General features: G+C 65.4%; 21 protein-coding genes. 13 read left to right on the forward strand and 8 right to left on the reverse strand.

Annotated elements, in window-relative coordinates; translation table 11 throughout:
• Positions 1 to 69 precede the first annotated feature (69 nt).
• Genes FLL57_RS06970 through FLL57_RS06985 form a run of 4 tightly spaced genes read left to right on the forward strand, consistent with a single transcriptional unit; the run spans position 70 to position 3,452 of the window.
• On the forward strand, positions 70 to 825 hold the full coding sequence (locus FLL57_RS06970) for an ABC transporter ATP-binding protein (protein WP_041807369.1): 756 nt from the start codon (positions 70 to 72) through the stop codon (positions 823 to 825).
• On the forward strand, positions 818 to 1,564 hold the full coding sequence (locus FLL57_RS06975) for an ABC transporter ATP-binding protein (protein ID WP_142882500.1): 747 nt from the start codon (positions 818 to 820) through the stop codon (positions 1,562 to 1,564). Before FLL57_RS06970 ends, FLL57_RS06975 begins: the two co-directional genes overlap by 8 nt.
• A gap of 39 nt (positions 1,565 to 1,603) precedes the next feature.
• Positions 1,604 to 2,479, forward strand: coding sequence for a branched-chain amino acid ABC transporter permease (locus FLL57_RS06980; RefSeq protein WP_013502930.1), 876 nt, complete (start codon positions 1,604 to 1,606; stop codon positions 2,477 to 2,479).
• Between the two features lies 1 nt (position 2,480).
• Positions 2,481 to 3,452: a branched-chain amino acid ABC transporter permease gene (locus FLL57_RS06985; protein ID WP_013502929.1), complete on the forward strand. Its 972-nt coding sequence runs from the start codon at positions 2,481 to 2,483 to the stop codon at positions 3,450 to 3,452.
• 156 nt (positions 3,453 to 3,608) lie between these two features.
• Here FLL57_RS06985 and FLL57_RS06990 read toward each other — a convergent pair whose 3' ends face one another.
• On the reverse strand, positions 3,609 to 6,245 hold the full coding sequence (locus FLL57_RS06990; protein WP_142882501.1) for a DUF4407 domain-containing protein: 2,637 nt from the start codon (positions 6,243 to 6,245) through the stop codon (positions 3,609 to 3,611).
• A gap of 565 nt (positions 6,246 to 6,810) precedes the next feature.
• Here FLL57_RS06990 and FLL57_RS06995 point away from each other — a divergent pair.
• Positions 6,811 to 7,455 (forward strand): DUF47 domain-containing protein, encoded by a 645-nt coding sequence (locus FLL57_RS06995; protein WP_013502927.1) that lies wholly within the window; start codon positions 6,811 to 6,813, stop codon positions 7,453 to 7,455.
• 14 nt (positions 7,456 to 7,469) lie between these two features.
• Positions 7,470 to 8,480: an inorganic phosphate transporter gene (locus FLL57_RS07000; protein WP_013502926.1), complete on the forward strand. Its 1,011-nt coding sequence runs from the start codon at positions 7,470 to 7,472 to the stop codon at positions 8,478 to 8,480.
• A gap of 15 nt (positions 8,481 to 8,495) precedes the next feature.
• Here FLL57_RS07000 and sugE read toward each other — a convergent pair whose 3' ends face one another.
• Positions 8,496 to 8,810: a quaternary ammonium compound efflux SMR transporter SugE gene (sugE, locus tag FLL57_RS07005; protein WP_013502925.1), complete on the reverse strand. Its 315-nt coding sequence runs from the start codon at positions 8,808 to 8,810 to the stop codon at positions 8,496 to 8,498.
• A 230-nt stretch (positions 8,811 to 9,040) separates the two neighbouring features.
• On the opposite strand from sugE, the gene FLL57_RS07010 reads away from it, so the two are divergent.
• The 3 genes from FLL57_RS07010 to FLL57_RS07020 all read left to right on the forward strand — a co-directional run bounded on the left by FLL57_RS07010 (position 9,041) and on the right by FLL57_RS07020 (position 12,083).
• Complete coding sequence (locus FLL57_RS07010; protein ID WP_013502924.1) at positions 9,041 to 10,666, forward strand: peptide chain release factor 3; 1,626 nt, start codon at positions 9,041 to 9,043, stop codon at positions 10,664 to 10,666.
• 723 nt (positions 10,667 to 11,389) lie between these two features.
• Positions 11,390 to 11,764: a type II toxin-antitoxin system RelE/ParE family toxin gene (locus FLL57_RS07015; protein ID WP_433962611.1), complete on the forward strand. Its 375-nt coding sequence runs from the start codon at positions 11,390 to 11,392 to the stop codon at positions 11,762 to 11,764.
• The gene (locus FLL57_RS07020) at positions 11,751 to 12,083 is read left to right on the forward strand and encodes a helix-turn-helix domain-containing protein (protein WP_047310144.1); all 333 of its coding nucleotides are present in this window, start codon (positions 11,751 to 11,753) and stop codon (positions 12,081 to 12,083) included. Before FLL57_RS07015 ends, FLL57_RS07020 begins: the two co-directional genes overlap by 14 nt.
• Positions 12,084 to 12,096: 13 nt before the next feature.
• On the opposite strand, the gene FLL57_RS07025 is transcribed toward FLL57_RS07020, so the two are convergent.
• From FLL57_RS07025 to FLL57_RS07035, 3 genes are all read right to left on the reverse strand, one after another.
• Positions 12,097 to 12,555 carry an SRPBCC family protein gene (locus FLL57_RS07025; protein WP_142882503.1) on the reverse strand — a complete coding sequence of 153 codons (459 nt, stop codon included), beginning with the start codon at positions 12,553 to 12,555 and terminating at the stop codon, positions 12,097 to 12,099.
• 196 nt (positions 12,556 to 12,751) lie between these two features.
• Positions 12,752 to 13,909, reverse strand: coding sequence for a hypothetical protein (locus FLL57_RS07030; RefSeq protein WP_142882504.1), 1,158 nt, complete (start codon positions 13,907 to 13,909; stop codon positions 12,752 to 12,754).
• Between the two features lie 165 nt (positions 13,910 to 14,074).
• Positions 14,075 to 14,533 (reverse strand): SRPBCC family protein, encoded by a 459-nt coding sequence (locus FLL57_RS07035; RefSeq protein ID WP_142882505.1) that lies wholly within the window; start codon positions 14,531 to 14,533, stop codon positions 14,075 to 14,077.
• Between the two features lie 314 nt (positions 14,534 to 14,847).
• On the opposite strand from FLL57_RS07035, the gene FLL57_RS07040 reads away from it, so the two are divergent.
• Positions 14,848 to 16,155, forward strand: a complete 1,308-nt coding sequence (locus FLL57_RS07040) for a tetratricopeptide repeat protein (RefSeq protein WP_185966196.1) — start codon at positions 14,848 to 14,850, stop codon at positions 16,153 to 16,155.
• 11 nt (positions 16,156 to 16,166) lie between these two features.
• Positions 16,167 to 17,873: a FecR domain-containing protein gene (locus tag FLL57_RS07045; protein WP_142882507.1), complete on the forward strand. Its 1,707-nt coding sequence runs from the start codon at positions 16,167 to 16,169 to the stop codon at positions 17,871 to 17,873.
• A gap of 29 nt (positions 17,874 to 17,902) precedes the next feature.
• Here the strand turns inward: FLL57_RS07045 and FLL57_RS07050 are convergent, their stop codons facing one another.
• Positions 17,903 to 18,307, reverse strand: coding sequence for a hypothetical protein (locus FLL57_RS07050; protein ID WP_142882508.1), 405 nt, complete (start codon positions 18,305 to 18,307; stop codon positions 17,903 to 17,905).
• Between the two features lie 172 nt (positions 18,308 to 18,479).
• On the opposite strand from FLL57_RS07050, the gene FLL57_RS07055 reads away from it, so the two are divergent.
• Positions 18,480 to 20,759, forward strand: coding sequence for a CHASE2 domain-containing protein (locus FLL57_RS07055; protein WP_142882509.1), 2,280 nt, complete (start codon positions 18,480 to 18,482; stop codon positions 20,757 to 20,759).
• On the opposite strand, the gene FLL57_RS07060 is transcribed toward FLL57_RS07055, so the two are convergent.
• Both FLL57_RS07060 and FLL57_RS07065 read right to left on the reverse strand, forming a co-directional pair.
• Positions 20,744 to 22,165, reverse strand: coding sequence for a sensor histidine kinase (locus FLL57_RS07060; protein ID WP_013502917.1), 1,422 nt, complete (start codon positions 22,163 to 22,165; stop codon positions 20,744 to 20,746). The two genes, FLL57_RS07055 and FLL57_RS07060, sit on opposite strands and share 16 nt — an antisense overlap.
• 285 nt (positions 22,166 to 22,450) lie before the next feature.
• Positions 22,451 to 23,047, reverse strand: coding sequence for a hypothetical protein (locus FLL57_RS07065; RefSeq protein WP_047309414.1), 597 nt, complete (start codon positions 23,045 to 23,047; stop codon positions 22,451 to 22,453).
• Positions 23,048 to 23,267: 220 nt separating this feature from the next.
• Between FLL57_RS07065 and FLL57_RS07070 the strand changes: the two genes are divergently transcribed.
• Positions 23,268 to 23,954 carry a TetR/AcrR family transcriptional regulator gene (locus FLL57_RS07070; RefSeq protein WP_047309377.1) on the forward strand — a complete coding sequence of 229 codons (687 nt, stop codon included), beginning with the start codon at positions 23,268 to 23,270 and terminating at the stop codon, positions 23,952 to 23,954.
• Positions 23,955 to 24,235 lie beyond the last annotated feature (281 nt).

The raw sequence follows: 24,235 nt of genomic DNA on the forward strand, positions 1-24,235 counted from the left end.
ACCGGCTCCAAAAAAGAAGACATCGGACGTCTGCGCCGGCACCGCATGCGTTCGATGGGGGGAAGCTGCTTGGCCGATGACATCATTCTCGAAACCAACGGGTTGACCAAGGAATTCGCCGGCTTCTTTGCCGTGCGGGACGTCAATCTGCGGGTCCGCCGTGGGCACATCCATGCGTTGATCGGCCCCAACGGGGCCGGCAAGACGACGTGTTTCAATCTGCTTACCAAGTTCCTGCGGCCGTCCGCGGGACAGATTCTGTACAACGGGCAGGACATTACCGCGCTGGCGCCGGCCGACGTGGCGCGGCTGGGGCTGGTCCGCTCGTTCCAGATCTCGGCGGTGTTCCCGCATCTGACCGCGCTGGAGAACGTCCGTGTCGCGCTGCAACGCCAGCACGGCTCGTCGTTCGATTTCTGGCGCTCCAAGAGCGTGCTCGACAAGTACAACGAGCGCGCGCGCGAGCTGCTCGACGACGTCGGACTGTCCGAGTTCGCTGCGACCCCGGCGGTCGAAATGCCCTACGGCCGCAAGCGGGCGCTGGAGATCGCCACCACGCTGGCGCTCGATCCGGAGATGATGCTGCTTGACGAGCCGATGGCCGGCATGGGCCACGAGGACATCGACAAGATCGCGGCACTGATCAAGCGGATCTCGGCCAAGTACACGATCCTGATGGTCGAGCACAATTTGAGCGTGGTCGCCAACCTTTCGGACGTCATCACCGTGCTGACCCGCGGCCAGGTGCTGGCGGAAGGGCACTATACCGAGCTGACGCAGGACCAGCGGGTCAAGGAAGCCTATCTCGGAGCGGGCCATGGTTGAGGCGACGACATTGCAGCGGCCGGCTTCGTCGGCTGCGGGAGCGGCGCTTTTGAGCGTGCGCGATCTGCAGGCGTGGTACGGCGAATCCCACATCCTGCACGGCATGAATTTCGACGTCCGCGAAGGCGAGGTGGTGACGCTGCTCGGGCGCAACGGCGCCGGCAAGACCACCACGCTGAAGGCGGTGATGGGGATCGTCGGCAAGCGTAGTGGAACCATTACCTTCGACGGCACCGACATCAGCCGGGCCTCGTCCGACAAGATCGCCCGCCGCGGCATCGCGTTCTGCCCCGAGGAGCGCGGAATCTTCGCCAGCCTCGACGTCCGCGAGAACCTGATGCTGCCGCCGCAGGTCCGCCCCGGAGGGCTGTCGCTCGATCAGATTTTCGAACTGTTCCCGAACCTGCGCGAGCGGCTGAAGAGTCAGGGCACCAAGCTGTCGGGCGGCGAGCAGCAGATGCTGGCGATCGCTCGCATCCTGCGCACCGGGGCGCGGTTCCTGATGCTGGACGAGCCGACCGAAGGTCTGGCGCCGGTGATCATCCAGCAGATCGGCGCCACCATCGCGCGGCTGAAGAAGCAGGGCTTCACCATACTGTTGGTGGAGCAGAACTTCCGCTTCGCAGCCACGGTGGCGGATCGCTACTACGTGGTCGAGCACGGCAAGATCATCGACGGCTTCGCCAATTCCGAGCTCGAAGCCAACATGGACAAGCTTCACACCTATCTCGGCGTCTGACGCCGGGGCCATTGGAATCCACGAAAGACTGAGAGCAAGATGGATATCAACGTCCCCGCTCTGTTGGCGCAGCTTCTGGTCGGCCTGATCAACGGCTCGTTCTATGCGCTGCTCAGCCTCGGCCTCGCCGTGATCTTCGGCATGCTCAACATCATCAACTTCGCGCACGGCGCGTTGTATATGATGGGTGCGTTCTGCGCCTATTTCCTGCTGAATCTGCTCGGCCTGAACTATTGGTGGGCGCTGATTCTGTCGCCGATCATCGTCGGTCTGTTCGGCATGGTGATGGAACGCACGCTGCTGCAATGGCTGTCGGGCCTCGATCACCTCTACGGCCTGTTGCTCACCTTCGGCGTCGCGCTGATCATCCAGGGCGTGTTCCAGAACTATTTCGGTTCTTCCGGGCTGCCTTATGCGATCCCCGAACAGCTTCGCGGCGCGATCAATCTCGGCTTCATGTATCTGCCGGTGTATCGCGGCTGGGTGGTGGTGTTCTCGCTTGTGGTGTGCCTGCTCACCTGGTTCATGATCGAGCGCACCCGGCTCGGCGCGTACTTGCGCGCCGCCACCGAGAACCCGACCCTGGTGCGAGCGTTCGGCATCAATGTGCCGCGGATGATCACGCTGACCTACGGCCTCGGCGTCGGGCTGGCGGCACTCGCCGGCGTGCTGTCGGCACCGATCAACCAGGTCCGGCCGCTGATGGGCGCCGACCTGATCATCGTGGTGTTCGCCGTGGTGGTGATCGGCGGCATGGGCTCGATCATGGGCTCGATCATCACCGGCTTTGCCCTCGGCGTGATCGAGGGCCTGACCAAATATTTCTACCCCGAGGCCTCCAACACCGTTGTGTTCGTGCTGATGGTGCTGGTGCTGCTGGTGAAACCCTCGGGCCTCACGGGACGGGCAACCTGACATGACCTCGATTACGCAGAATTCCGTCCCGACGACGACCCGCCGCCCGGTGCGCGACGAGATGATCGCATTCGGCATCATGACGGTGGTGCTCGCCGTGGTGCCGTTCACCGGGGTGTATCCGTTCTTCGTGATGCAGGGGTTGTGCTTCGCGCTGCTCGCATGTGCCTTCAATCTGCTGATCGGCTATGGCGGGCTGCTGTCGTTCGGCCACGCGATGTTCCTCGGCACCGCTGGCTATGTCAGCGGCCACGCACTCAAGGTGTGGGGGCTGCCGCCGGAACTGGCGATCGTGGTTGGGACCGGGGCGTCATTCTGTCTCGCGGTTGTCACCGGCCTGATCGCGATCCGTCGCCAGGGCATCTATTTTGCGATGATCACCCTGGCACTGTCGCAGCTCCTCTATTTCATCTATCTGCAAGCGCCGTTCACCCACGGCGAGGACGGCATTCAGGGCATCCCGCAAGGCAAGCTGTTCGGCTTCATCGATCTGTCGAACGCCACCACGCTGTATTTCGTGGTGCTGGCCGGTTTCCTGCTCGGCTTCCTGATCATCTACCGGGCGATCAACTCGCCGTTCGGCGAGGTGCTGAAAGCGATCCGCGAGAACGAACCGCGCGCGATCTCGCTCGGCTACAAGACCGACCAGTACAAACTGCTGGCCTTCATCCTCTCGGGCACGCTGGCGGGCTTCGCCGGTTCGCTGAAGGTGTTCGTGGCGCAGAACGCATCGTTGACCGACGTGCACTGGACGATGTCCGGCGAGATCGTGTTGATGACTCTGGTCGGCGGGCTCGGCACCATCTTCGGCCCGGTTGTCGGCGCCTTCGTGATCATCGCGATGCAGCAATATCTCGCCGGCTTCGGCCAGTGGGTCACGGTGATCCAGGGCGTGATCTTCGTCGCCTGCGTGCTGACGTTCCGCCGCGGCATCGTCGGCGAGATCGGGCATCTGTTCAAACGGTCGCTGTAGCGGCGAGGGCGCGGGCCGCGGCGTCCAGAAAAGGCGAGGGCCGCGGCGAGCTGCACTTCGCTTCCCCGAACGGCGACCTGTCCAAATGAAAAACCGCCGGGTGGCTGGGCCACTCGGCGGTTTTCTGCTTTGACGGTCTGATCCCGCCGGCGCTCCTTATTTCGGCGGCGGCTCGGGCCGCGCCGTGTGCTCCAGCGGCAATTCGGCTTCGCTCTCCGCGTGGTGATCTCGCCGCGGATGGGCCGCCTTCTTCCGAGGCCGGGAATGTTCGACCGCGTCGGTCATCAGCTTCTCGACGTCCGCGCTGTATTTCGGCAGCGGGCCGCTGGCCTCGGTAGGGTCGGCGCTGGCCGTCCCGGCATCGCTGGGGGCTGATGCCTGGGGCGAGGGGGGCGGCTGCTCCACCGGAGCGGGGCGCGCGTGCACCAGCACGTTCGGCAGGACGTCCGGCTCCAGCGCCTGCGGCACGGGTGCCGCTTCGGCGACCGTGTTGGCCGGCTCTGGGTCTGGCATCGGAGTCGTGGGTTCAGCCATTGCGACGACGATAGGCTCTGCTGCTGCAGGCTCGGTCGTTGCGGGCTTGGGCGTCGCGGGCTCGAGGGCGGCCGGTTCACTGTGAATCGGGTCGGGGCGGGGGGCCTCGACCGGGCGCAGCGCTTCGACGCCCGGCGTCTCTGCCGGCGCCGGTTCGACGCGCAGCGGTTCGACGCGCGCGGCGGATCCGGCGTCGGCCAGAACCTGACGGACCAGCTCGCGGGTGTTGAGGTCATCGACCGGAATGCTGTCGGGCCAGCGTAGGCTGCGTTCTGCGGCGGGCTCCAGACGCGATGCCCGCTCCTGAGCCGGGCTGTCAGTCGGGACTCGAACGCGCGGCGCAGTCTCGGCCGCGAAAGCCTCGCGTCTCGCCGCGCCGCGCCGCGGCATGATCAGGTTGCGGACGTCGATCTCGCTGGTCTCGTACTCCGGCTCGCCGAAGTCACGGCCGCCATAGTCGCGCACCGCGTAATCGCGGGCGACGAATTGAGGCGGCGCGCGCCGGGCGGCTGCGCGCCGTGGCCGTTCGTCGTAGCGATCGTAGTCGTGGCGCCGGGCGAACTCGCGGCGATCGACGTCGCGATGCTCGAAATCGTCGTAGCCGTGATCGTAGTCGTCGCGGCCAGCATAGTGGCGCCATTCATAGGACCGGCGACCGTCACGGTGCCGCAGGTCGTCGTGCTCGGCATAGTCTTGACGGGATGCGTATTCGCGCGGCGCCGGGCCGTGGGCCTCGAAATCCCGTGGTCGCTCCGCCGGCCGCTGCGGTTCCGCCGCGCGGACCGGCTCGGGGGCGGCTGGTTGCGGCGCCGGTGGTTCGGCCGCAGCGGGCCGAGGCTGGGGTTGCGCGATCGAAACCGGCTCCAGCGTCATGGCGGGCAGGGTGATGGCGGCCATCGCGGGCGCCGGATCTGGCTTCGGTGCTTCGTCCTCGAGATCTTCGTTGTTCTCGATCCGCTGCCGGGCACGTTCGACCTCCGCCTGAATCTTGGCGGCGTAGACGCTGGGCGGCGAGAAGAAGATCTTGGCAACCACCGGCACGATTTCCAAGAAGATGATGAAGAACCGTGTCATCCACGAGAACAGCGTCATGGTGGCGCCGTCACGCGGATCGTTCTTCAGCTCCTGATACGCGGCGATGCGGGTCAGCGGATCGAATTTGTCTTTCTTATCCTGGAAGTAGGAGTCCGCCATCACCTTCTTGCGGAAGTCGGCGACGCTCGCCGCCTTGTCGGTCTCGAACTGCTTGAGGTCGGCACGGGCGACATCGATCCGTTGTTGCAGCGCATCGGCCCGCGCCTTGATCGCGGCGCGCTCCTGCTCGCGCGCGGCGAGCGCGTCGGCAGTGATCTTGGCCTGCACTGCGCGCAGGTCATCGCGGCGGGCGTGGAGCTGAGGAATTTCGGCCTCGCGCTCGGCGCGCTGGGCGAGGAACGCCTGACGCTGTTTCTTGGCGAATTCGTAGCGGGGGCCCACGCCGGGCCGCCCGGAATTGTTCGGAGCGGCTTTCAATCCGAACTCTTCGGCATTCATGTCGGCGGTGTAGCGCTGGATCGTCTTGTCGATCTCGGCGATGTCGGCGCGGATCCCGGCCTCGCGGTCGGTGACCGACTTGATCTGCTTCTCGATATCCTCGGTGCGGGCCTGGGTACTCGGCTCCGGCTTCGGCTGCTCGGTGAGGGCGTCGCGGTGGAGTGCCTCGAGCTGCTCGATGTCGGCGAGCCGGCGTTTCGCCTCGGCGTTCAGACCGGCTTCAAAATTGGCGATCTTGTCGTAGATCGGCTGGTTTGCGGCGACCCGGTCAGCCTCGATCTTCTCGTTGATGGTGGAGGAGAAGATCGCCAGCTCCAGAAACATCGCGATCACCCAGGCCAGACCGAACGACAGCGCCAGCCGGATGCCGACTCGGACGAAGCGCCAGGCGGTCTGCTTGGCTTCGGCGCGCGACTGGATCGGCGCGTTGTTCCACAGCGTGCCCTGATAGAACCAGTCCGACTGGCACAGCGCGCGGTCGAACATCAGCACCGTCAGCGCGATCACCGTCGAGACCAGCAGCCGGGTCCAGATATTGTCGATCATGTAGCCGGTGGCGTGAAACGACACACCGAGCACGACGATGAAGGACAGGCAGAGCGACGCGCCGAGATGGGCGGCCCACAATTTGTCGGAGGCCGGACAGCTCTGAAGGGTCTTGCGATCGACGCCAGCGATGATGCCAAGAACGCGTTGAATCATGGCCGCCCAGTTCTGCGGTGACATGCGCCGCGGTTTGGTGGTGACAGGTCGGCCGAGTCTAACAGAGCGTAAACAAATTCAATACGAGTCGAGCTTCGGGCACCGCGTCAGCAGGCTCCGATGCGGTCTCAGAAATCGCTGCTAAGTGCAGGTGATCGATTGCGAAGTTGCTGATCTCCTGGGCCCGATGGAGGGCCGGTGCAGTCCTCATTATTTTGTCGTGACCGCGGGTTCCAATGGGGGTGTCCATTCCTCGATTACCACTCTGTATCGACGACGCACGGCTCGATTTCGCTTCATCGGGTTGAAGTGATTCGCGAGCGGCCGGGGTGTGGAGGCGACGCCGGCATGGTCCGGCAGGCCGAAGGCGTTGCGAATTCTGTGGACGAGACGAGGCCGGGACGGCGTCGCCTCCCGGCCGGCCCGTTGTTCGGGGCATTGCGGCGCGGCGGTTGCCGGGACCGTGCGGAATGGACGGTTGCCTGTCCGCCCCTGAAGTGATTTATGACGGCCGTGTGACGCGTCGGGGCGCCCCGTTTCGGACGGGTGGGCCTTTGGAATTCGTGTCACGTCAACCGGATAGCTCCCGATGCTACGATACTTTCGAGCCTTTCTGCCCAAGGAAGAGAGGTTCTTCGACCTGTTCGCCCAGCATACCAATACCGTGGTGCAGGGGGCTCAGGCGCTGCAGGACATGCTGCGCGGCGGCGACGAAACCCTGGTGCACTGCCAGCGCGTCAGCCATTTCGAATCGGAGGCCGACAGCATCACCCGCGAGGTGCTGACCGCGGTGCGCCGGACCTTCATCACCCCGTTCGACCGGGTCGACATCAAGAACCTGATCACCTCGATGGACGACGCCATCGACCAGATGCAGCAGACCGCCAAGGCGGTGATGCTGTTCGAGGTTCGGGAATTCGAGCCGCCGATGCGCGAGATCGGGGCGCTATTGGTCGAAAGCGCCAATCTGGTCGGTCGCGCGGTGCCGCTGATGCAATCGATCGGGCCGAACCTGCAGATGCTGACGGCGATGACCGAGGAGATCACCAAGCTGGAAGGCCGGGTCGACGATCTCCACGACATCGGGCTGAAGGAGCTGTTCCTCAAGCACCGCAACGCCAACACCATGGATTACATCGTCGGCGCCGAGATCTACGACCATCTGGAGAAGGTCGCCGACCGTTTCGACGACGTCGCCAACGAGATCAATTCCATCGTCATCGAGCAGGTCTAGGGCAGGGGCCGCACGTGGACGCATCGCTCGGGCTGCCCATCCTGGTCGGGTTGATCGCCGTCGCGCTGCTGTTCGATTTCTTGAACGGCCTGCACGACGCCGCCAACTCGATCGCCACCATCGTCTCGACCCGGGTGCTGCGGCCGCATTACGCGGTGTTCTGGGCGGCGTTCTTCAATTTCATCGCCTTCATGGTGTTCGGCCTGCACGTCGCCAACACCATCGGAACCGGTATCATCGAACCCGATGTGATCGACGCCGCGGTGATCTTCGCGGCGCTGACCGGGGCGATCGTCTGGAACCTGGTGACCTGGGGGCTCGGCATCCCGTCCAGCTCGTCGCACGCGCTGATCGGCGGCCTGCTCGGCGCCGGCCTCGCCAAGGCCGGACTGTCGGCCGCGGTGTGGAGCGGGCTGACCAAGGCGCTGCTGGCGATCGTGCTGTCGCCGCTGGTCGGATTCCTGCTGGCCTTGGTGCTGGTCGCGATCGTGTCGTGGGCGTCGGTGCGCTCGACGCCATTTGCCGTCGACCGTGCCTTCCGTATCCTGCAATTCGCCTCCGCGTCGCTGTACTCGCTCGGCCACGGCGGTAACGACGCCCAGAAGACCATGGGCATCATCGCTGTGCTGCTCTACTCGCAAGGCTATCTCGGCAGCGAGTTCTCGGTGCCGTTCTGGGTGGTGCTGTCGTGCCAGGCGGCGATGGCGCTCGGCACCCTGATGGGCGGCTGGCGGATCGTCCGCACCATGGGCCTGCGCATCACCAAGCTGACGCCGATGCAGGGCTTCTGCGCTGAAACCGGCGGCGCCGCGACGCTGTTCACCGCGACCTTCCTCGGCGTGCCGGTGTCGACCACCCACACCATCACCGGCGCGATCGTCGGCGTCGGCGCGGCTCGGCGGATGTCGGCGGTGCGCTGGAACGTGGCGAGTTCGATCGTCTATGCCTGGGTCATCACCATCCCGGCCTCGGCGATCGTGGCGGCGGCGGCATATTGGGCGACCAAACTGCTGCCGACGTTCTGACGGGCCGGCCCTCCGTCAGCCGACCAGCTTGAGCCCGACGATGCCGGCGACGATCAGGCCGATGCAGGACAGGCGGGCAACGGTGGCCGGATCGCCGAACAGCATGATGCCGAGCGCGGCGGTGCCGACCGCGCCGATGCCGCTCCAGATCGCGTAAGCGGTGCCGATCGGCAGCGTCTTGAGAGCAAGCCCGAGCAGCGCGACGCTGGCGACCATCGCCGACACGGTGAGCGCCGTCGGCACCAGCCGGGTGAAGCCTTCGGTGTATTTCAGGCCGAGCGCCCAGCCGATCTCCATCAGGCCGGCGACGAACAGATAGAACCAGGCCATGGCGGCCTCCTTGCGCACGTCCGGTCAATTTTGAGGAGGCCATCCAGCGGGATGGCGCGCCGGCCCGATGCGCGGTCTTCGAGGAGGCCGGGTCGTCCCGGCCGAAAAGGTGATTTTGAGGTCGTCCTCGAACCCCTATATGAGGGACGCCGCTGCGCCGCGCAACTGCGGGCGCCACGACCCGCCGGAAGCCCTTGATCGCGCCGGCTTTCCCTGCCACAGGCTGATGAATGTCCGACACCGCTGTTCCGGCCGAAGCGCCGTCCTCGACCCCGTCTTCGCTCGCCCATGAAGTGGCGCGGCGGCGCACCTTTGCGATCATTTCGCATCCCGACGCCGGCAAGACCACGCTGACCGAAAAGCTGCTGCTGTTCGGCGGCGCGATCAATCTTGCCGGCCAGGTCAAGGCCAAGGGCGAGCGCCGCAACACCCGCTCGGACTGGATGAAGATCGAGCGCGACCGCGGCATCTCGGTGGTCACCTCGGTGATGACCTTCGAGTTCGACGGGTTGGTGTTCAACCTGCTCGACACTCCGGGCCACGAGGACTTCTCGGAAGACACCTACCGGACGCTGACCGCGGTCGATTCCGCCGTGATGGTGATCGACGCCGCCAAGGGCATCGAGGCGCGCACCCGGAAGCTGTTCGAGGTCTGCCGGCTGCGCGACATTCCGATCATCACCTTCATCAACAAGATGGACCGCGAGACCCGCGACATCTTCGATCTGCTCGACGAAATCGAGAAGACGCTGGCGCTCGACACCACCCCGATGACCTGGCCGGTCGGGCGCGGCCGCGACTTCCTCGGCACCTACGACGTGCTCGACGGCGGCGTGCGCCTGCTCGAAGGCGGCGGCGCCAAGACCGGCGCGGCCGAGCAGATCACGATCGAAGAACTCGGCAAGCGCCATCCCAATCTCGACGTCGCCGCGGTCAAGGAAGAGCTGGAGCTCGCCACCGAAGCCTGCAAGCCGTTCGATCTCGAGGCGTTTCGCGAAGGCCATCTGACGCCGGTGTATTTCGGCTCGGCGCTGCGCAATTTCGGCGTCGGCGATTTGCTGCAGGGGCTCGGCCGCTACGCGCCGCCGCCGCGCGCGCAGGAGAGCAATGCCCGCAAGATCGCCGCCGACGAGCCGAAGATGAGCGCCTTCGTGTTCAAGATCCAGGCCAACATGGATCCGAACCACCGCGACCGCATCGCGTTCGCCCGGCTGTGCTCCGGCAAGCTGACCCGCGGCATGAAGGCCAAGCTGGTGCGCACCGGCAAGGCGATGCCGCTGTCGAGCCCGCAATTCTTCTTCGCCCAGGATCGCTCCGTGGCGGACGAAGCCTTCGCCGGCGACGTCGTCGGCATTCCCAACCACGGTAGCTTGCGGATCGGCGACACCCTGACCGAGGGCGAGGACGTCACCTTCGTCGGCGTGCCTTCCTTCGCGCCGGAAATCGTCCGCCGCGTCCGGCTGACCGATGCGATGAAGGCCAAGAAGCTGAAAGAGGCGCTGCAGCAGATGTCGGAAGAGGGCGTGGTGCAGGTGTTCCGCCCGCGCGACGGCGCCCCGGCGCTGGTCGGCGTCGTCGGCCCGCTGCAGCTCGACGTGCTGAAAGCCCGGCTCGCCGCCGAGTATCAGCTCCCGGTCGATTTCGAAGTCTCCGAATTCCAGCTCGCACGCTGGATCTCCTCCGACGACCGCAAGAAGCTCGAGACCTTCATCGCCAACAACGGCTCGTCGATCGCCGACGACGTCGACGGCGATCCGGTGTACCTCGCCAAGAACGAATTCTATCTCGGCTACACCCGCGACCGCGCCGAGGGCATCGTGTTCTCGGAAATCAAGGACGTGAAGAAGACGGGGTGAGGCGGATCGCGTTCCTCCCCCCGATCGTCATCCCCGCGCAGGCGGGGATCCAGTATCGCAGCGCGACCGAGATGAGCATCGGACTCTGCATCGAGCGCCCTGGGCTACTGGATCGTCCGGACAAGCCGGACGATGACAGCGGAATGCGGGGCGAGCGCTGTGCGTCACAGCAATATTCCGCTTGAGCTGCGACGTCCGCTTCACATGTCAAACAGCCACAAATCCACGTCCTCGCGGCGCAATGCGCCCGAGCTTTGCCCGAAGAGCCGCCCCGAAGTGAGGGGCGGTGGCGCGCCGCAAGACGCGGCGTTGGTAGTGTCGCGATCCGGCCTTCGCCCGCGCGAGCGGCGAAGATCGCGAACCGCGCGTCGCCTTGCGGCGCGCCACCCCGGCGGTTTTTGGCTGAAGGACCGCTCTTCCGGGATACGGCGAGCTTGCGGGCTTTCCCCGGCCTCTACCGCACCCGTCCAGCCTCTGAAGCGGCGGCCGCTCGTAGTAGCGGCGGACGGTGACCCTCAGCCTCCCGGACGCGTGGGTGCGAGCCACGACGCGCAGGACGCCGTATCCCGCTCCGCCTCGCAAGCGCCCTCGAGAAGCGCCCCTCGCGAACGAGATGGATAGGAATATAAGCCGAGGTGGCGGGCTTGTCAACCGATCTGAATGCGCGTTTCCTGCGCTGTCAGGCTTGAAATCCATTTATATAGTTATTTATATAGGCCGGCTGTGTCCGACGATCTTCCGAAGCGCTTGGTCTGGATCGCATCCAGCCGCCGCGACATGCAGACTCTTCCGAAGAGCATTCGCCGGAGCTTCGGCACGGCGCTGTTCGCGGCGCAGATGGGCGTAGCGCCGCCCATCGCCAAGGTGCTGAAGGGGTTCGGCGGCGCCGGCGTGTTGGAGTTGATTGAAGACGATCGCAGCGGGACGTACCGCGCGGTCTATACGGTGCGCTTCGCGACGGCGGTCTACGTACTACACGTTTTCCAGAAGAAGTCGAAACAGGGCATCGCGACACCGCATCAAGATATCGAGCTGGTCCGATCGCGATTGAAGGTCGCTGAAGAATTGCACAGGAAGGCCGACCATGAAAACTCATGAAATCAGCAGCGGCAACGTATTCGCCGATCTCGGCTTTGCCGACTCCGAACAGGAATTGGTTAAGGCCAAGCTGACGGTGCAGATCTACAAACTTCTCTCCGAACGCTGCATGACGCAGGGGGCGGCGGCGAAGCTTCTCGGCACCACGCAGCCGCAAGTCTCGGCGCTGATGCGCTGTCGGCCGACGTCGATCTCGGTCGGACGACTGATGGAATTTCTGACTCTGCTTGGGCAGGACGTGCAGGTCACTGTGAAGCCCGCTCCGCGCCGGAAAGCGGCGGGCGGGGCGGGGCGTTTGTCGGTCGTGGTGCAGGCTTAGAGGCGCGGCCCAACTATCTACTCTCCACATTCCTCTTGATATTCCCCAACCCCAACTCCGCCTCCGCGCTCATCCGCTCCACCATCTTCGGCGTCGGCGGCTTCGGCCGCGCCGGATTGCGCAGGATGCGGGTGAAGCGGGTGCCTCCGGCCACGACTTCGAACGTGTAGTGCACCACGATCGGTCCCATGAAGCTGGTGGTGGTCATGCCGATCCACAGCGTCGGGCGGTCGCAGGCGATCACCAGCCAGGCGAGATCGACCGGGCCGGTGCGTGTCGACCAGTGTTCGTGGAAGGTGTCGCCGAACCGCATCGGGCGGTCGTCGCATTCCAGCGCGTGGGATGAGGGCAGCCATTCCGGCCACGACTTGGGGTTGGTGACGTAGTCGAACACGGTTTCGGGCGGCGCGGCGATCACCACTGCATGGCGGATTTCGAACGGCGAGGTGGCGGTCGCGGCGGTGGTGGACATCCGGATTCCTCATCGAGGGTTGCGCGGCGGCTGCGGTTCGGGCTGCGCGATCGGCACGTGCATCGGCGATTGGCGAAGCCGCGCAGCCGATCACAGGCCGATACGAGCAGCGAAGCGCGACTTTCAGGTCCGGAGAGTGTACTTAAGTCGATTTCAGGTAGTGACCCGAAGCCGGAAAGCGATTTGGCTGATCTTTTCACCTGAACTCAAAGCGCGGAATGAGCTCCTCTTTCACTTTGAGAAATGGAAAATTCTCTTTCAATTTTGCTTCTAGCTCAGCGTCATATTCCCATGGTTGCGTTATCACACACCAGTTAAGCAAAAAGTCTTCGCCGTCTTTGGCCATGATCAACCCAACGCAACAGTTCAGATGTTGATCGTATTTGTGTCCCAATGTGAAATTGAGTAGCCCTCGTTCCATAAGCTCAACAGCATTTTCCTCCGCCATCAATTTGGGGTCTACCGGCACGAAGACAAACCCAACCGACAGCTCTTTCCATGCAAAGCGTGTGGGAGCCCGGAATTCCTGCTTTTGCAATGCATCGATGCAGTAGTTAATTCGGGTTTTGGCCGCCTTCCAGCCTGAGCGCGGAAGTCGTCCGAACTGGCGCAATATTTCATAGTAATCGTCAGGCTTATTTTGCCTCTCCACCTTACGGTAAATGTTCTGCAAGATCATCGAAATATCGAATTCGGAAGCGTTCTGTTTAAGCGCCAGAAGAAACTTGTGAGATTCCTCTGACGGCAACGTATTCTCGTCGCCCGAAAGGTATTGCCCCATAATCAATGCCTCTGGAGCCGCGAACTTAGCGTCGCTTTCGAGCAGCCTTTGCCTGTAGCCAAAATAGTCCCGTATATCTGCCGGAACACGCAACGTCCGACATATCTCCAGATAGTCGCGAGCATCAATCACGTGGATGAACCCGCCCGTCTGACTTACATGGTGTCGAGTTGATTTAGCGATATCAGGAACGATCTTGCCAGGCAGGAAGACGACAATCTTGGTCTTCGTTAGAATTTGATCGCCGCGAAGATCGAAGCTGTGGCCATGCCCATTGGTAACGGTGATGGCAGGGTGTTCTTCAAGAAATTTGAGCGTGTCACGTACCTGCTTTGTCGCCTTCCCTAGGACCTTGGCTTGAAACCAACGCGTCTCGGAAGCATCATCCTCTACGTGCTCGGTGGATCGCTCTTTCAATTGCAGTATTGTTACGTCATCTGCCATCCAAACGATGTTGTCAGCCAGTTCGAGCTCCGTGCCACCCGCCCCCGGTTTGAATGTATTCTTCGAGAAAGTGAATTCCTTAAAGAACGCGAGCGCGTTGAGTTCGCTTACAAATTCCTCCAGCGTCATGACGACACTCCTAGATTTCGTTGACGGGTCGGACATCGCAGTAGCTTCGCCAGGCAGCTTCGTCAAAAGACCCAGTTCACAGGCTCGCGCCGCTAATGTCCGCTTCTGGCCCATAGCGGCCATTAGGCCGTGTCGACCCTGTTGGCCACCGCTGCTCCGGTCGGCTCACCGCCGCTCCACGATCTTCTTGATATTCCCCAGCCCCAGCTCCGCCTCCGCGCTCATCCGCTCGACCATCTCCGCGGTCGGCGGTTTCGGCCTTGCCGGATTGCGCAGGATGCGGGTGAAGCGGGTGCCGCCGGCCACGGCTTCGAACGTGTAGTGCACCACCACCGGGCCCATGAAGCTGGTGGTGGTCATGCCGATCCACAGCGTCGGGCGGTCGCAGGCGATCACCAGCCAGTCGAGATCGACCGGGCCGGTGCGGGTCGACCAGTGTTCGTGGAAGGTGTCGCCGAACCCCATCGGGCGGTCGTCGCAGTCCAGCGCGTGCGAGGAGGGCAGCCATTCCGGCCACGACCTGGGGTTGGTGACGTAGTCGAACACGGTTTCGGGCGGCACGGCGATCACCACTGCATGGCGGATTTCGAACGGCGAGGTGGCGGTCGCGGCGGTGGTGGACATCCGGGTTCCTCATCGAGGGTTGCGCGGCGGCCGCGGTTCGGGCGGCGGGGTCGGGGCGGGTGAGGCGGGACTGTTCATCGCAAGGACGCTCAATTCTTGCGCGAATTGCCGGTTCCGTTCTGTTTCGGGACATTTCTGGCATTTCACGTGGCAAAAAGGCCACGGCGGGGTGCAATTGCGGTGCCTTCGCGGAAAAAAAGATACCGCCGGGCGAACGCCTCCCGCAAAATCCCGACCAATTAGCTCGGCCAACGAGCAAACGGTTTCCAGACCAGATGATTTCGGGGTGCGGCGTGCGATTGAAGGCGACAGGGATGAGCGCTGTGGCGGCGATGTTGATCGCCGTCTCCGGCGCGTCGGCGCAGGAGGCGAAGCCGACGCCGGCAGCCGTGGTGCAGCAGGGCTACGACGCGCTGTTCAACCAGATGTATCAGCAGCCGGCGAATCTCGACGTCAGCTTCAAGTTCGCCCATGCGGCGGTCGAGCGCGGCGACTACGAGGCGGCGATCGGCGCGCTGGAGCGGATGCTGTTCTTCAATCCCGACCTGCCCCGGGTGAAGCTCGAACTCGGCGTGCTGTATTTCAAGCTGGCGTCCTACGAGATCGCGCGCGGCTATCTGGCCGACGCGATCAAGGGCGGCAACGTGCCGGACGACATCCGCGCCCAGGTGATGGCGTATCTCGCCGAGATCGACCGCCGGATGTCCAAGCACGAATACAGCGTGTTCATGCACGGCGGCATGCGCTATCAGACCAACGCCAATATCGGCCCGAACTCGCTCCAGGTGCGCGCGCTCGGCCAGGACGCGATCCTCGATCCGCGGTTCGGCCGCAAGCCGGATTGGAATGCGTTCCAGACCATCACCGCCGCCTACGCCTACAAGCTCAATCTGCGCGGCGACGCGATCGAGACCACCTTCCTCGGCTACAATTCGCGGCAATTCACCCAGAGCCAGTTCAATCTCGGCCTGCTCGAAGGCACCATCGGCCACCGTGTCGGGCTCGGCCAGAACGCCTCGTTCAAATACTACGCGATCGGCGACAAGGTCTGGCTCGGCGACTACAGCTATTTCAGCGCGCTCGGCGGCGGCCTGTCGGCGCGCTCGACGATCGGCGACAACGGCCTGATCGAAGGCTATGTCGAGACCCGGCATCGCAAGTTCAGCGACTCCACCTACTATCCGACCGCCGGCACCCAGACCGGCGACCTGACGACCGCGGCGATCACCACCGACTTCAGGTTCGGCCCGGTGCACTGGACCACGCGCGGCGGCTACGACGTCAACAAGGCGGTCGCCGACTACAACAGCTACAAGCGCTATTCGATCGACATGGCGTTCCCAGTCCAGTTCGTGGTGCCGCTGTTCGGCCAGCCGCATCAGTTCGTGGTGGCCCCGACGATCGGCTACAGCCGTTCGACCTACGATGCGCCGAACTTCATCGTCGATCCGACCACGGCGCGGCGCGAGGACGAATATCGCTACGGCGCGATCCTCGATGCGCAGATCGCCGGCAATGTCGGGCTGCGCACCCAGGTGCTGTACACCAAGATCGACTCCAACCTGCCGAACTATCGCACCAACAACCTGTCGGCCTCGATGGGCCCGACGGTGCGTTTCTGAGGAGGCTCGCGATGCGTCTGTCGGGATGGATGATCGGAGCCGCCGCGCTGATCGCAGCCGGGGGTGGGGTGAAGGTCGCGATCGCCCAGGAGGTCGGCAAGGCCTCGGCGGTGAACCCCGCCGCCACCGCCAATCTGCGCACGATCTCGATCGGCGCGTCGATCACCCACAAGGAGCGGATCAAGACCACCGACAAGGGCTCGGTGCAGATCCTGTTCATCGACAAGACCTCGATGACGATCGGCCCGAACAGCGATCTGACGATCGACGAATACGTCTATGATCCGAACGCCGGCAGCGGCAAGCTGGCGGCGCGGCTCGGCAAGGGCGCGCTGCGCTTCGTCGGCGGCCAGATCAGCCACACCGGCGACGCCGAGATCAAGACCGCCTCGGCCACCATCGGCATCCGCGGCGGCGTGGCGATGATCGGCCCGGGCTTCGTGTTCGCCGGCTACGGCAATTCGACGGTGACGACGCAGGGCGGCACCGTGACGCTCGGCGCCGGCGAATTCACCCAGACCCCCGGCGGCGGCCAGCCGCCGTCGCCGCCGGCCCCGCCGCCGCCGAACTTCGTGCAGAATCTGATCCGCTCGTTCCAGAGCGCGCCCGGCCAGAGCGGCGGCGCCGGGCAGGGCACTGCCTCGCGCGGCAATGTGCAACGCGCCGAGGCCCGCGCCACCGGCAGCCCGACCGGCTCGGTCGCCGGCTCGCTGACCCCTCTGCCGGCGCCGACGCCGCTGCCGCCGATCAATCAGACTGCCTCGTCGCTGAACCAAACGATCCAGACCTCGACGCAGCAGGCAGCGGTGGAGAAGGCCGAAACCAAGGACTCGTCACTGTTCGGCTTCGTCGGCGGCCTGATGACGGCTTGGCTCACCTCGGGCAGCGGCTACACATACGGCGGCTCGGTCGGCTCCTATACCGGAACCGCGTCGGTCGGGATCGACAGCGTCCGGCGGCGGGTGCAGGCGAATTTCGACGGCACCGTGTCGCACGATCAGAACGGCCAGTATCTGCCTGGGTCGTTCGAGTATCAGTTCGGCTTCCTCGATCCGAACGAGGATCCGCAGAGCGGATTTTACGATTCCTCCAACTTCGTCGCCGCCCCCGCCATTCGCCGCAACGGCCAGATCGTGTCGACGATCGACAATGCGCCGATCACCAACCAGGAGGGCGTGATGGTGGCGATCTCGCGCGACATGGCGCAGCAACTGGTCACGGAATACGGCTTCGGCAGCGCGACGCCTTGCGACTGCGACTACACCAAATGGGGGTTCTGGAGCAGCGTCAGCGACCAGGGGCCGTACAAGGATTTCGCTCACGGCTTCTGGGTCGCGGGCCGTCCGACCACCGCCGGCGAGGTGCCGCTGAGCGGGCAGGCGACCTACAAGGGCCACGCGGTCGCGGCGATCCAGAACGCCGGCAGCAGCTACTACGCGGCCGGCAGTTTCAGCAACACCGTGAATTTCGGCGCGCGCACCGGACAGGTCAGCGTCTCCGGCCTCGATGGCACCAACTATGCCGGGCAGGTGTCGTTTGTGCAGGGCTCGACCGGCTTCGTCGGGTCGCTCGCCGGCGACGTCGGCTCGCGCAACATGGCGATGACCGGCGCGTTCTTCCGCGGCGTGTCGAGCCCGGTCGGCGAGATGGGCGGCAATCTGGCGATCAGCGGGCCGGGCTATCTCGGCGCCGGCATTTTCGCCGGCAAGATGCAGTAGGCCCGCACCCGGGCGTGGCGCGAGGCCGTCTACAGATGCGCGGGCGGGCCGGAGCGGCGGCCGATCGCCGCCGACTGCTGATCGATGCGGCCCGAACTCGGCGGCAGGTAGCGCGCGCTCGAGCGGACGCGCTGTCGGGTTGCCGGATCGGTGACTTCGACCGAGACTTCGAGTCCGTCGGCGGACGGCTTGCTGGCCTGCACCGTCAGTTCGCGGTCGCCGAGAACGCGGCGGGCGGCTTCGGTCGAGACTGCGGTGCTACGCTCTTGTGACACGGCCGCGCTGGCGGCGAGCGCGGTGACGCCTTGCAGGGCGGCCTCGTCGGCCAGCCGCTGCAGCGGCGGATCGGCCGGGTGGATCAGCGGGATCGCGTAAACGGCGCTGAGCCCCACCGCAATGGCGAGCAAGCATGCCAACGGGGTGGCGATACGCATGCGAGAGCTATTCGGTCCCATCCGGCGCTCCTCCCTCGGCCGGCCGGGCGTGCTCCCGAACCGGCCTGCGATCTGCTAACGTCAGTGTGATGCGCCAGTTCCCTGATCCTCCGGCCGAGCCGCGGCCGCTGTCCAGCCCAAGCCGCTCGGTTGCGGTGCGCGAGGTCGTGCCGTGCGGTTGCTGAGCCGCGCCGTGCATCCGCTGCTCGGTCGCGCCGCCCGTGGCTGGGTGCGGCTGCGGCGGCCGCTGCGCGGCAAGTACGTGCGGGCGGTCCTGGCTGCGCTGGCGACGCTGATCGCTCTGACGGCGCTGCGGACCTACGAACCCCGCATCGTCACCGAGACCAAGGAACGGGCGTTCGACGCCTATCAGCGGCTCAAGCCGCGGCAGCCGACGGAGGATCTGCCGGTGCGGATCGTCGATATCGACGAGGCTTCGCTGGCGGCGTTCGGGCAATGGCCGTGGCCACGCACGCGGCTGGCGGCGCTCACCAAGCGGCTCGGCGAGCTCGGCGCCGGCGTGGTTGCTTACGACATCATCTTTTCCGAGCCGGACCGGACCACCCCGGACCGGCTGATCGAGGATCTCGCGGCCTCGGAGCTGCCCGACCGCGACCGCGCGGTGGCGCTGCTGAAGAGCCTGCCCGATCACGATGCGAGCTTCGCCGCGGCGATGCGGCAGACCCCGACGGTGCTCGGCTTCGCCGCGACCCGGCGCGACAACGATACGCGTCCGTCGGTGAAGACCGGGCTGGCGTTCGTCGGCGTCACCCCGGCCAACGTGCTGCCGCCGTTTCGCGGCGCGGTTTCCAACCTGCCGCTGCTCGACGAGGCCGCTGCCGGCGTCGGCGCGATCAACCTGTCGGCGCGTGATCGCGGCGGCGTGGTGCGACGGCTGCCGATGCTGATGTCGGACGGGGCGCGGGTCTATCCGAGCCTCGCGGCCGAAGCGCTGCGGGTGGCGCAGGGACAGAAGGGCGTCATCGTCCGCGGCACCGGCGCCTCCGGCGACGACGCCACCGGACACGATGCGCTGGTCGACATGCGGGTCGGCCAGTTCAAGCTGCCGCTGACCGACGACGGCGAGGCATGGCTGTATGTCGATCGCGATCACCCGGACCGCTACGTCTCCGCCAAGGACGTGCTCGATCCGGCGCAGACCGAGCGGATGCGGGACCGGCTCGAAGGCACCATCGTGCTGGTCGGCACCACCGCGTCCGGGCTGAGCGACGCCCGTGCCACGCCGATCGGGCAGGTGATGCCCGGCGTGGCGATCCAGGCGCAGATGATCGAGCAGATCGTCGCGCAGGATTTTCTGGAGCGGCCGGACTGGGCGAGCGGGTTCGAGATCGTGATGACGCTGCTGCTCGGTTCGCTGGTGGCGGCGCTGGTGCTGCTCGCCGGTGCGCGGTTCTCGCTGATCGCCTGCGCGGTGGTGTTCGTCGGTGCGATCGGCGGCTCGTGGATCGCGTTCTCGCAGTTCCGGTTGCTGATCGATCCGGTGTATCCGTCGCTGGCGACGCTTCTGACCTATATCGCGGTCGAGCGCGTGCTGCACACCGCCTCCGATCGCGAGAAGAGGTTCGTGCGCCAGGCGTTCGGCCAGTATCTCGCCCCCGATCTGCTCGCCCGGCTCGAACGGATGCCGGACGGCCTGCGGCTCGGCGGCGAGCAGCGCGAACTCAGCGTGATGTTCATGGACGTGCGCGGCTTCACGCCGATTTCGGAAACGCTGAGCGCCACCGAACTGGTCGATTTCGTCAACACGCTGCTGTCGCCGCTGTCGGATGCGATCCAGGACGAGCTCGGCACCATCGACAAGTACATCGGCGACTCGATCATGGCGTTCTGGAACGCGCCGGTCAACGTGCCCGATCACGCCGCGCGGGCCTGCCGCGCCGCGCTGAAGATGCGCGCCGTGGTCGAACGGCTCAACGACGCCGACGCGTTCGGCTTCGCCGCGCGCGGCGTCGCCGATCCGGTGGTGCGGATCGGCGTCGGACTCAACACCGGCGTCGCCTGCGTCGGCAACATGGGCTCTGCGAGGCGGTTCAACTACTCGGCGATGGGCGACGTGGTGAACGTCGCGGCCCGGATCGAGAGCGCCTCGAAGGAGTTCGGCACGGATCTGTTGGTTTCGGAGGAGGTCGCCCGCGCCGCGCCGGCGCTGGCGTTGCTGGAGGCCGGCGAGATCAGGCTGAAGGGCAAGTCGCGGCCGACCCGGCTGTATGCGCTGGTCGGCGACGAAGCGTTTGCTGCGTCCGAGCGGTTCGCCGAGCTGCAACGGCTGCACCGCGGCCTCTTCGAAGCGCTCGCCGCCGGCGACCAGGACCGGGCTGCGGCGATGCTGGCGGCCTGCCGCGCGGCGGCGCCGCAGGCGGTCGCCGGCCTATACGACAGCTTCGCGCGGCGCGCCGAAATGCGCGCGGCCGGTGCTTATTCCGCCGCGTAGGGGCTGAACGAGAGCTGCTGGCGGATCAGATCGGCGCTGGGCAGTGTGAAGCGGAACAGCGTGCCGCCGCCCGGCGCCGGCTCGGCCTTGATCGAGCCGCCATGGGCCTGAATGATGGTCTGTGAGATCGACAGGCCGACGCCCATGCCATCGGCCTTGGTGGTCGCGAATGGCTGGAAGATCCGCTCCGCGATCAGCGAGTCGAGACCCGGGCCGGTGTCGGCGACCACCACCTCGACCATATCGTCCTCGACCAGCCGGCTGCCGATCGTCAGCCGGCGGTCGCGCTGCTCGCGCATCGCCTCGAACGCGTTGCGGATCAGGTTGAGAAACACCTGCTGCACCTGAACTTTGTCGACCAGCACCCGGTCGAACGCCGGATCGAGTGTCAGCGCGACATCGACCGGGTGGTCGCGGGTCAGCACCGAGGCCAGCGCGAGGGCGTCTTCGGCGATCACCCGCAGGCTCTCGACGGTCTTGTCGGTCTCGCCGCGGCCGACGAACTCGCGCAGCCGCTGAATCACCGCGCCGGCGCGCAGCGTCTGCTGCGCGGCTTTGTCGAGCGCGGTGCTGATCTTGCCCTTGTCGGGATGGCTGCTGGCCTCGATCAGGCGGCGCGAGCCCTGCACGTAGTTGGTGACGGCCGCGAGCGGCTGGTTGAGTTCGTGCGCCAGCGCGCTCGACATCTCGCCCATGGTGCTGAGCCGGGCGACCCGCAGCAGCTCCGCCTGCAGCGCCTGCAGCCGCTGGTCGGCCTCCTGCTGCCGCGCCACCGCGCGCTGATGTTCGAGCAGGAACGCAGCGATCGCGGCGCTGCCGACGGCGAGGATCAACAGACAGGCGGTGATCAGCGCCGCCGCGAGGCTTTCGCGGTCGTGTCGCGACAGCCGCTGAATCAGCAGCGCCTGCTCGGTACGCGTCAGCACCGACAGGCTGGTTTCGATCCGATCGGTCAGCCGGTCGACGCGAGCCTGCTCCAGGATGTCGAGCGCCTCGCGCATCCGGTCGGGGCCCAGTTCGACGACGCGCCCGAGCTGGGCCATGCGCATGTCGGTGAGCAGTCGCAGTTCATCGATGTGCGCGATCTGCTCGGGATTGTCGGCGAGCACTGCGCGCAGGCCGTCGAGACGCGAGGCGAGCGCATCACGGGCGCGGGCGTAGCTGTCGCGATAGGTCTCGACGCCGGTGAGCAGAAAGCCGCGCTCGCTGGTTTCGGCTTCGAGCACCGCCTGCTGGATCGCGGAGATCGACAGCAGGGCCTTGTTGGTTTGCTGCACCCACGCGAAGCTGTCGCGCAGTCGCACCAGATTGAGCACCAGCGCGCCGGCGATGACGATGAACAGCAACAACGTCGCGCCCAGCAGCCACGGCGCCAGAACTGCTCTTGATAACGATTTTTGAGTCATCGGCACTCACGCAATCACGACCGGGATACCCTAGAGCAAATCCGTTGCGGATTGAATCGCATCGAACATCCAGATTGGGTCTAGAGGGCGGTATTATGCGCGATTTCGTGACCTATGGCCGATGTATTAGACGAAAGGTGAGTTTAGCCGGTCGGCCGGATCGATCAGCGGAGCGTCGATCTGCGACGCTCTGGGTTACTTCAGCGGCTGCTGCCTGCGGACGCTAACGGTTCTCATCTGGTCTGCGGCGCGGCGGCTCGCCGGACGAGCGCGGACGGCGACCGATCACAGCTCGCTCAAGATCTCGGCGATGTTGTCCCAAGTCTCGTCGTGAAGCTGGCGGGTCCGCTCGAAATTCGCCTTGATCGACTTCAACGCTTTGTCGCTGGTGGTGGAAAAGGTGCCGAGCCTGACCTGCTCGGAGGCGATCCGTCCGACGGTGACGTCGAGGTCGCGCTTGGCCTGGTCGATCGCCGCCCGCGATTCCTGACGCAGCCGCTCCAGAGCGGTGTGGACGGCAGCCTTTCGCTGCTCCGAGCGGTGGTCGGCTGCGGCATCGTCCGTGCCGCGATGGGCGCCGACGCGCGCGAACAGGAACGACCTGATTTCGTCGTCCGCTTTGGCCCATTCGTCGGATAGCCTAGCCAGGGTGACCTCGGCGATCTGCGGCGGAATCGAATGGCGTGACGACAGCGCATCGAGGCGTTCGGCGAACACCGTTCGGATCGACAGCAGTTCCGCGACCGCACGGTGCGCGTCCTGGCGGCCATCGCCGTCGAGATGTGCCGCCCAGCGACCGAGCGAGGAGGCGAGCAGATCGATTTCGTCGCGCTTGCGCCGGATCCAGACCACTTCGTCGCGTTCGCCGGCGTTCACAGACATCTTCAGACCTTCGACCTTCATCGCGAGGACGGACCGATCGCGCGCCTGCAGCCGCGATCCCAACGCCGTCCCCGATCACACGCCCCAAATAGAACGATAACGTTTTGTTTTATCGGAGTCGATAGGGTGTTCCCGGACAAAGTACCGATGGTCGTGTGGCCATGGGGCGGGAGCTCGTTATAATGCGTCCAACTCGTGACGACAGGAGGCAACGCGAACCATGTTGAAGCCCGCAGCGCAGAACACCGCTGCGAAGCAGCGCATCGCCAAATCGCGCGGCGGTCGCCCGACCCGGACCGCCGCCCTTCAGCGCGATCTTCGGCTGCTCGATGTCGCCACCCGGCTGTTCATGGAGCGCGGTTTCGACGCGACCACGATCGATGCGGTGGCTGAGGAGGCGCGTGTTTCCAAGTTGACCGTGTACTCGCGCTACACAGACAAGCGCGGCCTGTTCGAGGCGGCGCTGCGGCGCGAGATCGAGCGCTGGATGGCGCCGCTGTCGCGCGGTGTTGAAGAGCGCCGCAACAATCCGGCGAACGGTTCGCTCGAAAGCTGGTTCGTCGGCATCGGCCGTCAGGTTCAGGAGATCGGAACCACGCCGGAAGTGACGGCGATCATGCGGACTCTGTCGTTTCAGGCGGCGAATTTTCCGGAGTTGGCGCGGCTCGCGCACGAAGAAGGGTGGGGGCGCGCGGTGGCGACGCTGGCGCGGCTGTTCGACCATCTCAGCGAGCAGGGGCTGGTTCGCGTGCCCGACAGCATGGTGGCGGCCGAGACCTTCCTCAACATCGTGGTCGGTCCGCTGACCCGGCTGACGATGTTCGGAATCCCGATCGACGAGAAGAACCGCGAACGTCAGCTCCGCCTCGCCGTCAAACTGTTCCTCACCGGCATCCGGCCCAATTGAGGCGGATCGCGCGCGCCGGCCGCGCGAGGCTTGACCCGCGCTGAAGGACGAGCCTCGGCCAATGCATCGAGGTCGCTCACGCCGGCGAAACGCCGTTTTCCACCGCAGGATCGGCTGCCGACGGCCCGGTATCCTTCTCGAAGATCCGCATCAATTCAATGGCTTGGTGGAGGCCATGACGCCCGAGCCGGCATCCCGACGCCCAACGCCGGGGCCGGCATTTGACAAAACGAAACGAACTGGTACCGTATCGTTGTGGCGCCCAAGCGCCTCGTGGCTAC

It is taken from the genome of Rhodopseudomonas palustris (assembly GCF_007005445.1).
Classification (GTDB): Bacteria; Pseudomonadota; Alphaproteobacteria; order Rhizobiales; family Xanthobacteraceae; genus Rhodopseudomonas; species Rhodopseudomonas palustris_G.

What these genes read in the sequence shown, in the direction of transcription:
- FLL57_RS07035 (WP_142882505.1), bottom strand. Translation starts at nt 14,533, where the DNA reads ATGTCCACCACCGCCGCGACCGCCACCTCGCCGTTCGAAATCCGCCAT.
- FLL57_RS07045 (WP_142882507.1), top strand. Translation starts at nt 16,167, where the DNA reads ATGCGTCTGTCGGGATGGATGATCGGAGCCGCCGCGCTGATCGCAGCC.
- FLL57_RS06980 (WP_013502930.1), top strand. Translation starts at nt 1,604, where the DNA reads ATGGATATCAACGTCCCCGCTCTGTTGGCGCAGCTTCTGGTCGGCCTG.
- FLL57_RS06990 (WP_142882501.1), bottom strand. Translation starts at nt 6,245, where the DNA reads ATGTCACCGCAGAACTGGGCGGCCATGATTCAACGCGTTCTTGGCATC.
- FLL57_RS07070 (WP_047309377.1), top strand. Translation starts at nt 23,268, where the DNA reads ATGTTGAAGCCCGCAGCGCAGAACACCGCTGCGAAGCAGCGCATCGCC.
- FLL57_RS07020 (WP_047310144.1), top strand. Translation starts at nt 11,751, where the DNA reads ATGAAAACTCATGAAATCAGCAGCGGCAACGTATTCGCCGATCTCGGC.
- FLL57_RS07010 (WP_013502924.1), top strand. Translation starts at nt 9,041, where the DNA reads ATGTCCGACACCGCTGTTCCGGCCGAAGCGCCGTCCTCGACCCCGTCT.
- FLL57_RS07040 (WP_185966196.1), top strand. Translation starts at nt 14,848, where the DNA reads ATGAGCGCTGTGGCGGCGATGTTGATCGCCGTCTCCGGCGCGTCGGCG.
- FLL57_RS07065 (WP_047309414.1), bottom strand. Translation starts at nt 23,047, where the DNA reads ATGTCTGTGAACGCCGGCGAACGCGACGAAGTGGTCTGGATCCGGCGC.
- FLL57_RS06975 (WP_142882500.1), top strand. Translation starts at nt 818, where the DNA reads ATGGTTGAGGCGACGACATTGCAGCGGCCGGCTTCGTCGGCTGCGGGA.
- FLL57_RS06985 (WP_013502929.1), top strand. Translation starts at nt 2,481, where the DNA reads ATGACCTCGATTACGCAGAATTCCGTCCCGACGACGACCCGCCGCCCG.
- sugE (WP_013502925.1), bottom strand. Translation starts at nt 8,810, where the DNA reads ATGGCCTGGTTCTATCTGTTCGTCGCCGGCCTGATGGAGATCGGCTGG.
- FLL57_RS07060 (WP_013502917.1), bottom strand. Translation starts at nt 22,165, where the DNA reads ATGACTCAAAAATCGTTATCAAGAGCAGTTCTGGCGCCGTGGCTGCTG.
- FLL57_RS07030 (WP_142882504.1), bottom strand. Translation starts at nt 13,909, where the DNA reads ATGACGCTGGAGGAATTTGTAAGCGAACTCAACGCGCTCGCGTTCTTT.
- FLL57_RS07025 (WP_142882503.1), bottom strand. Translation starts at nt 12,555, where the DNA reads ATGTCCACCACCGCCGCGACCGCCACCTCGCCGTTCGAAATCCGCCAT.
- FLL57_RS06995 (WP_013502927.1), top strand. Translation starts at nt 6,811, where the DNA reads ATGCTACGATACTTTCGAGCCTTTCTGCCCAAGGAAGAGAGGTTCTTC.
- FLL57_RS07050 (WP_142882508.1), bottom strand. Translation starts at nt 18,307, where the DNA reads ATGCGTATCGCCACCCCGTTGGCATGCTTGCTCGCCATTGCGGTGGGG.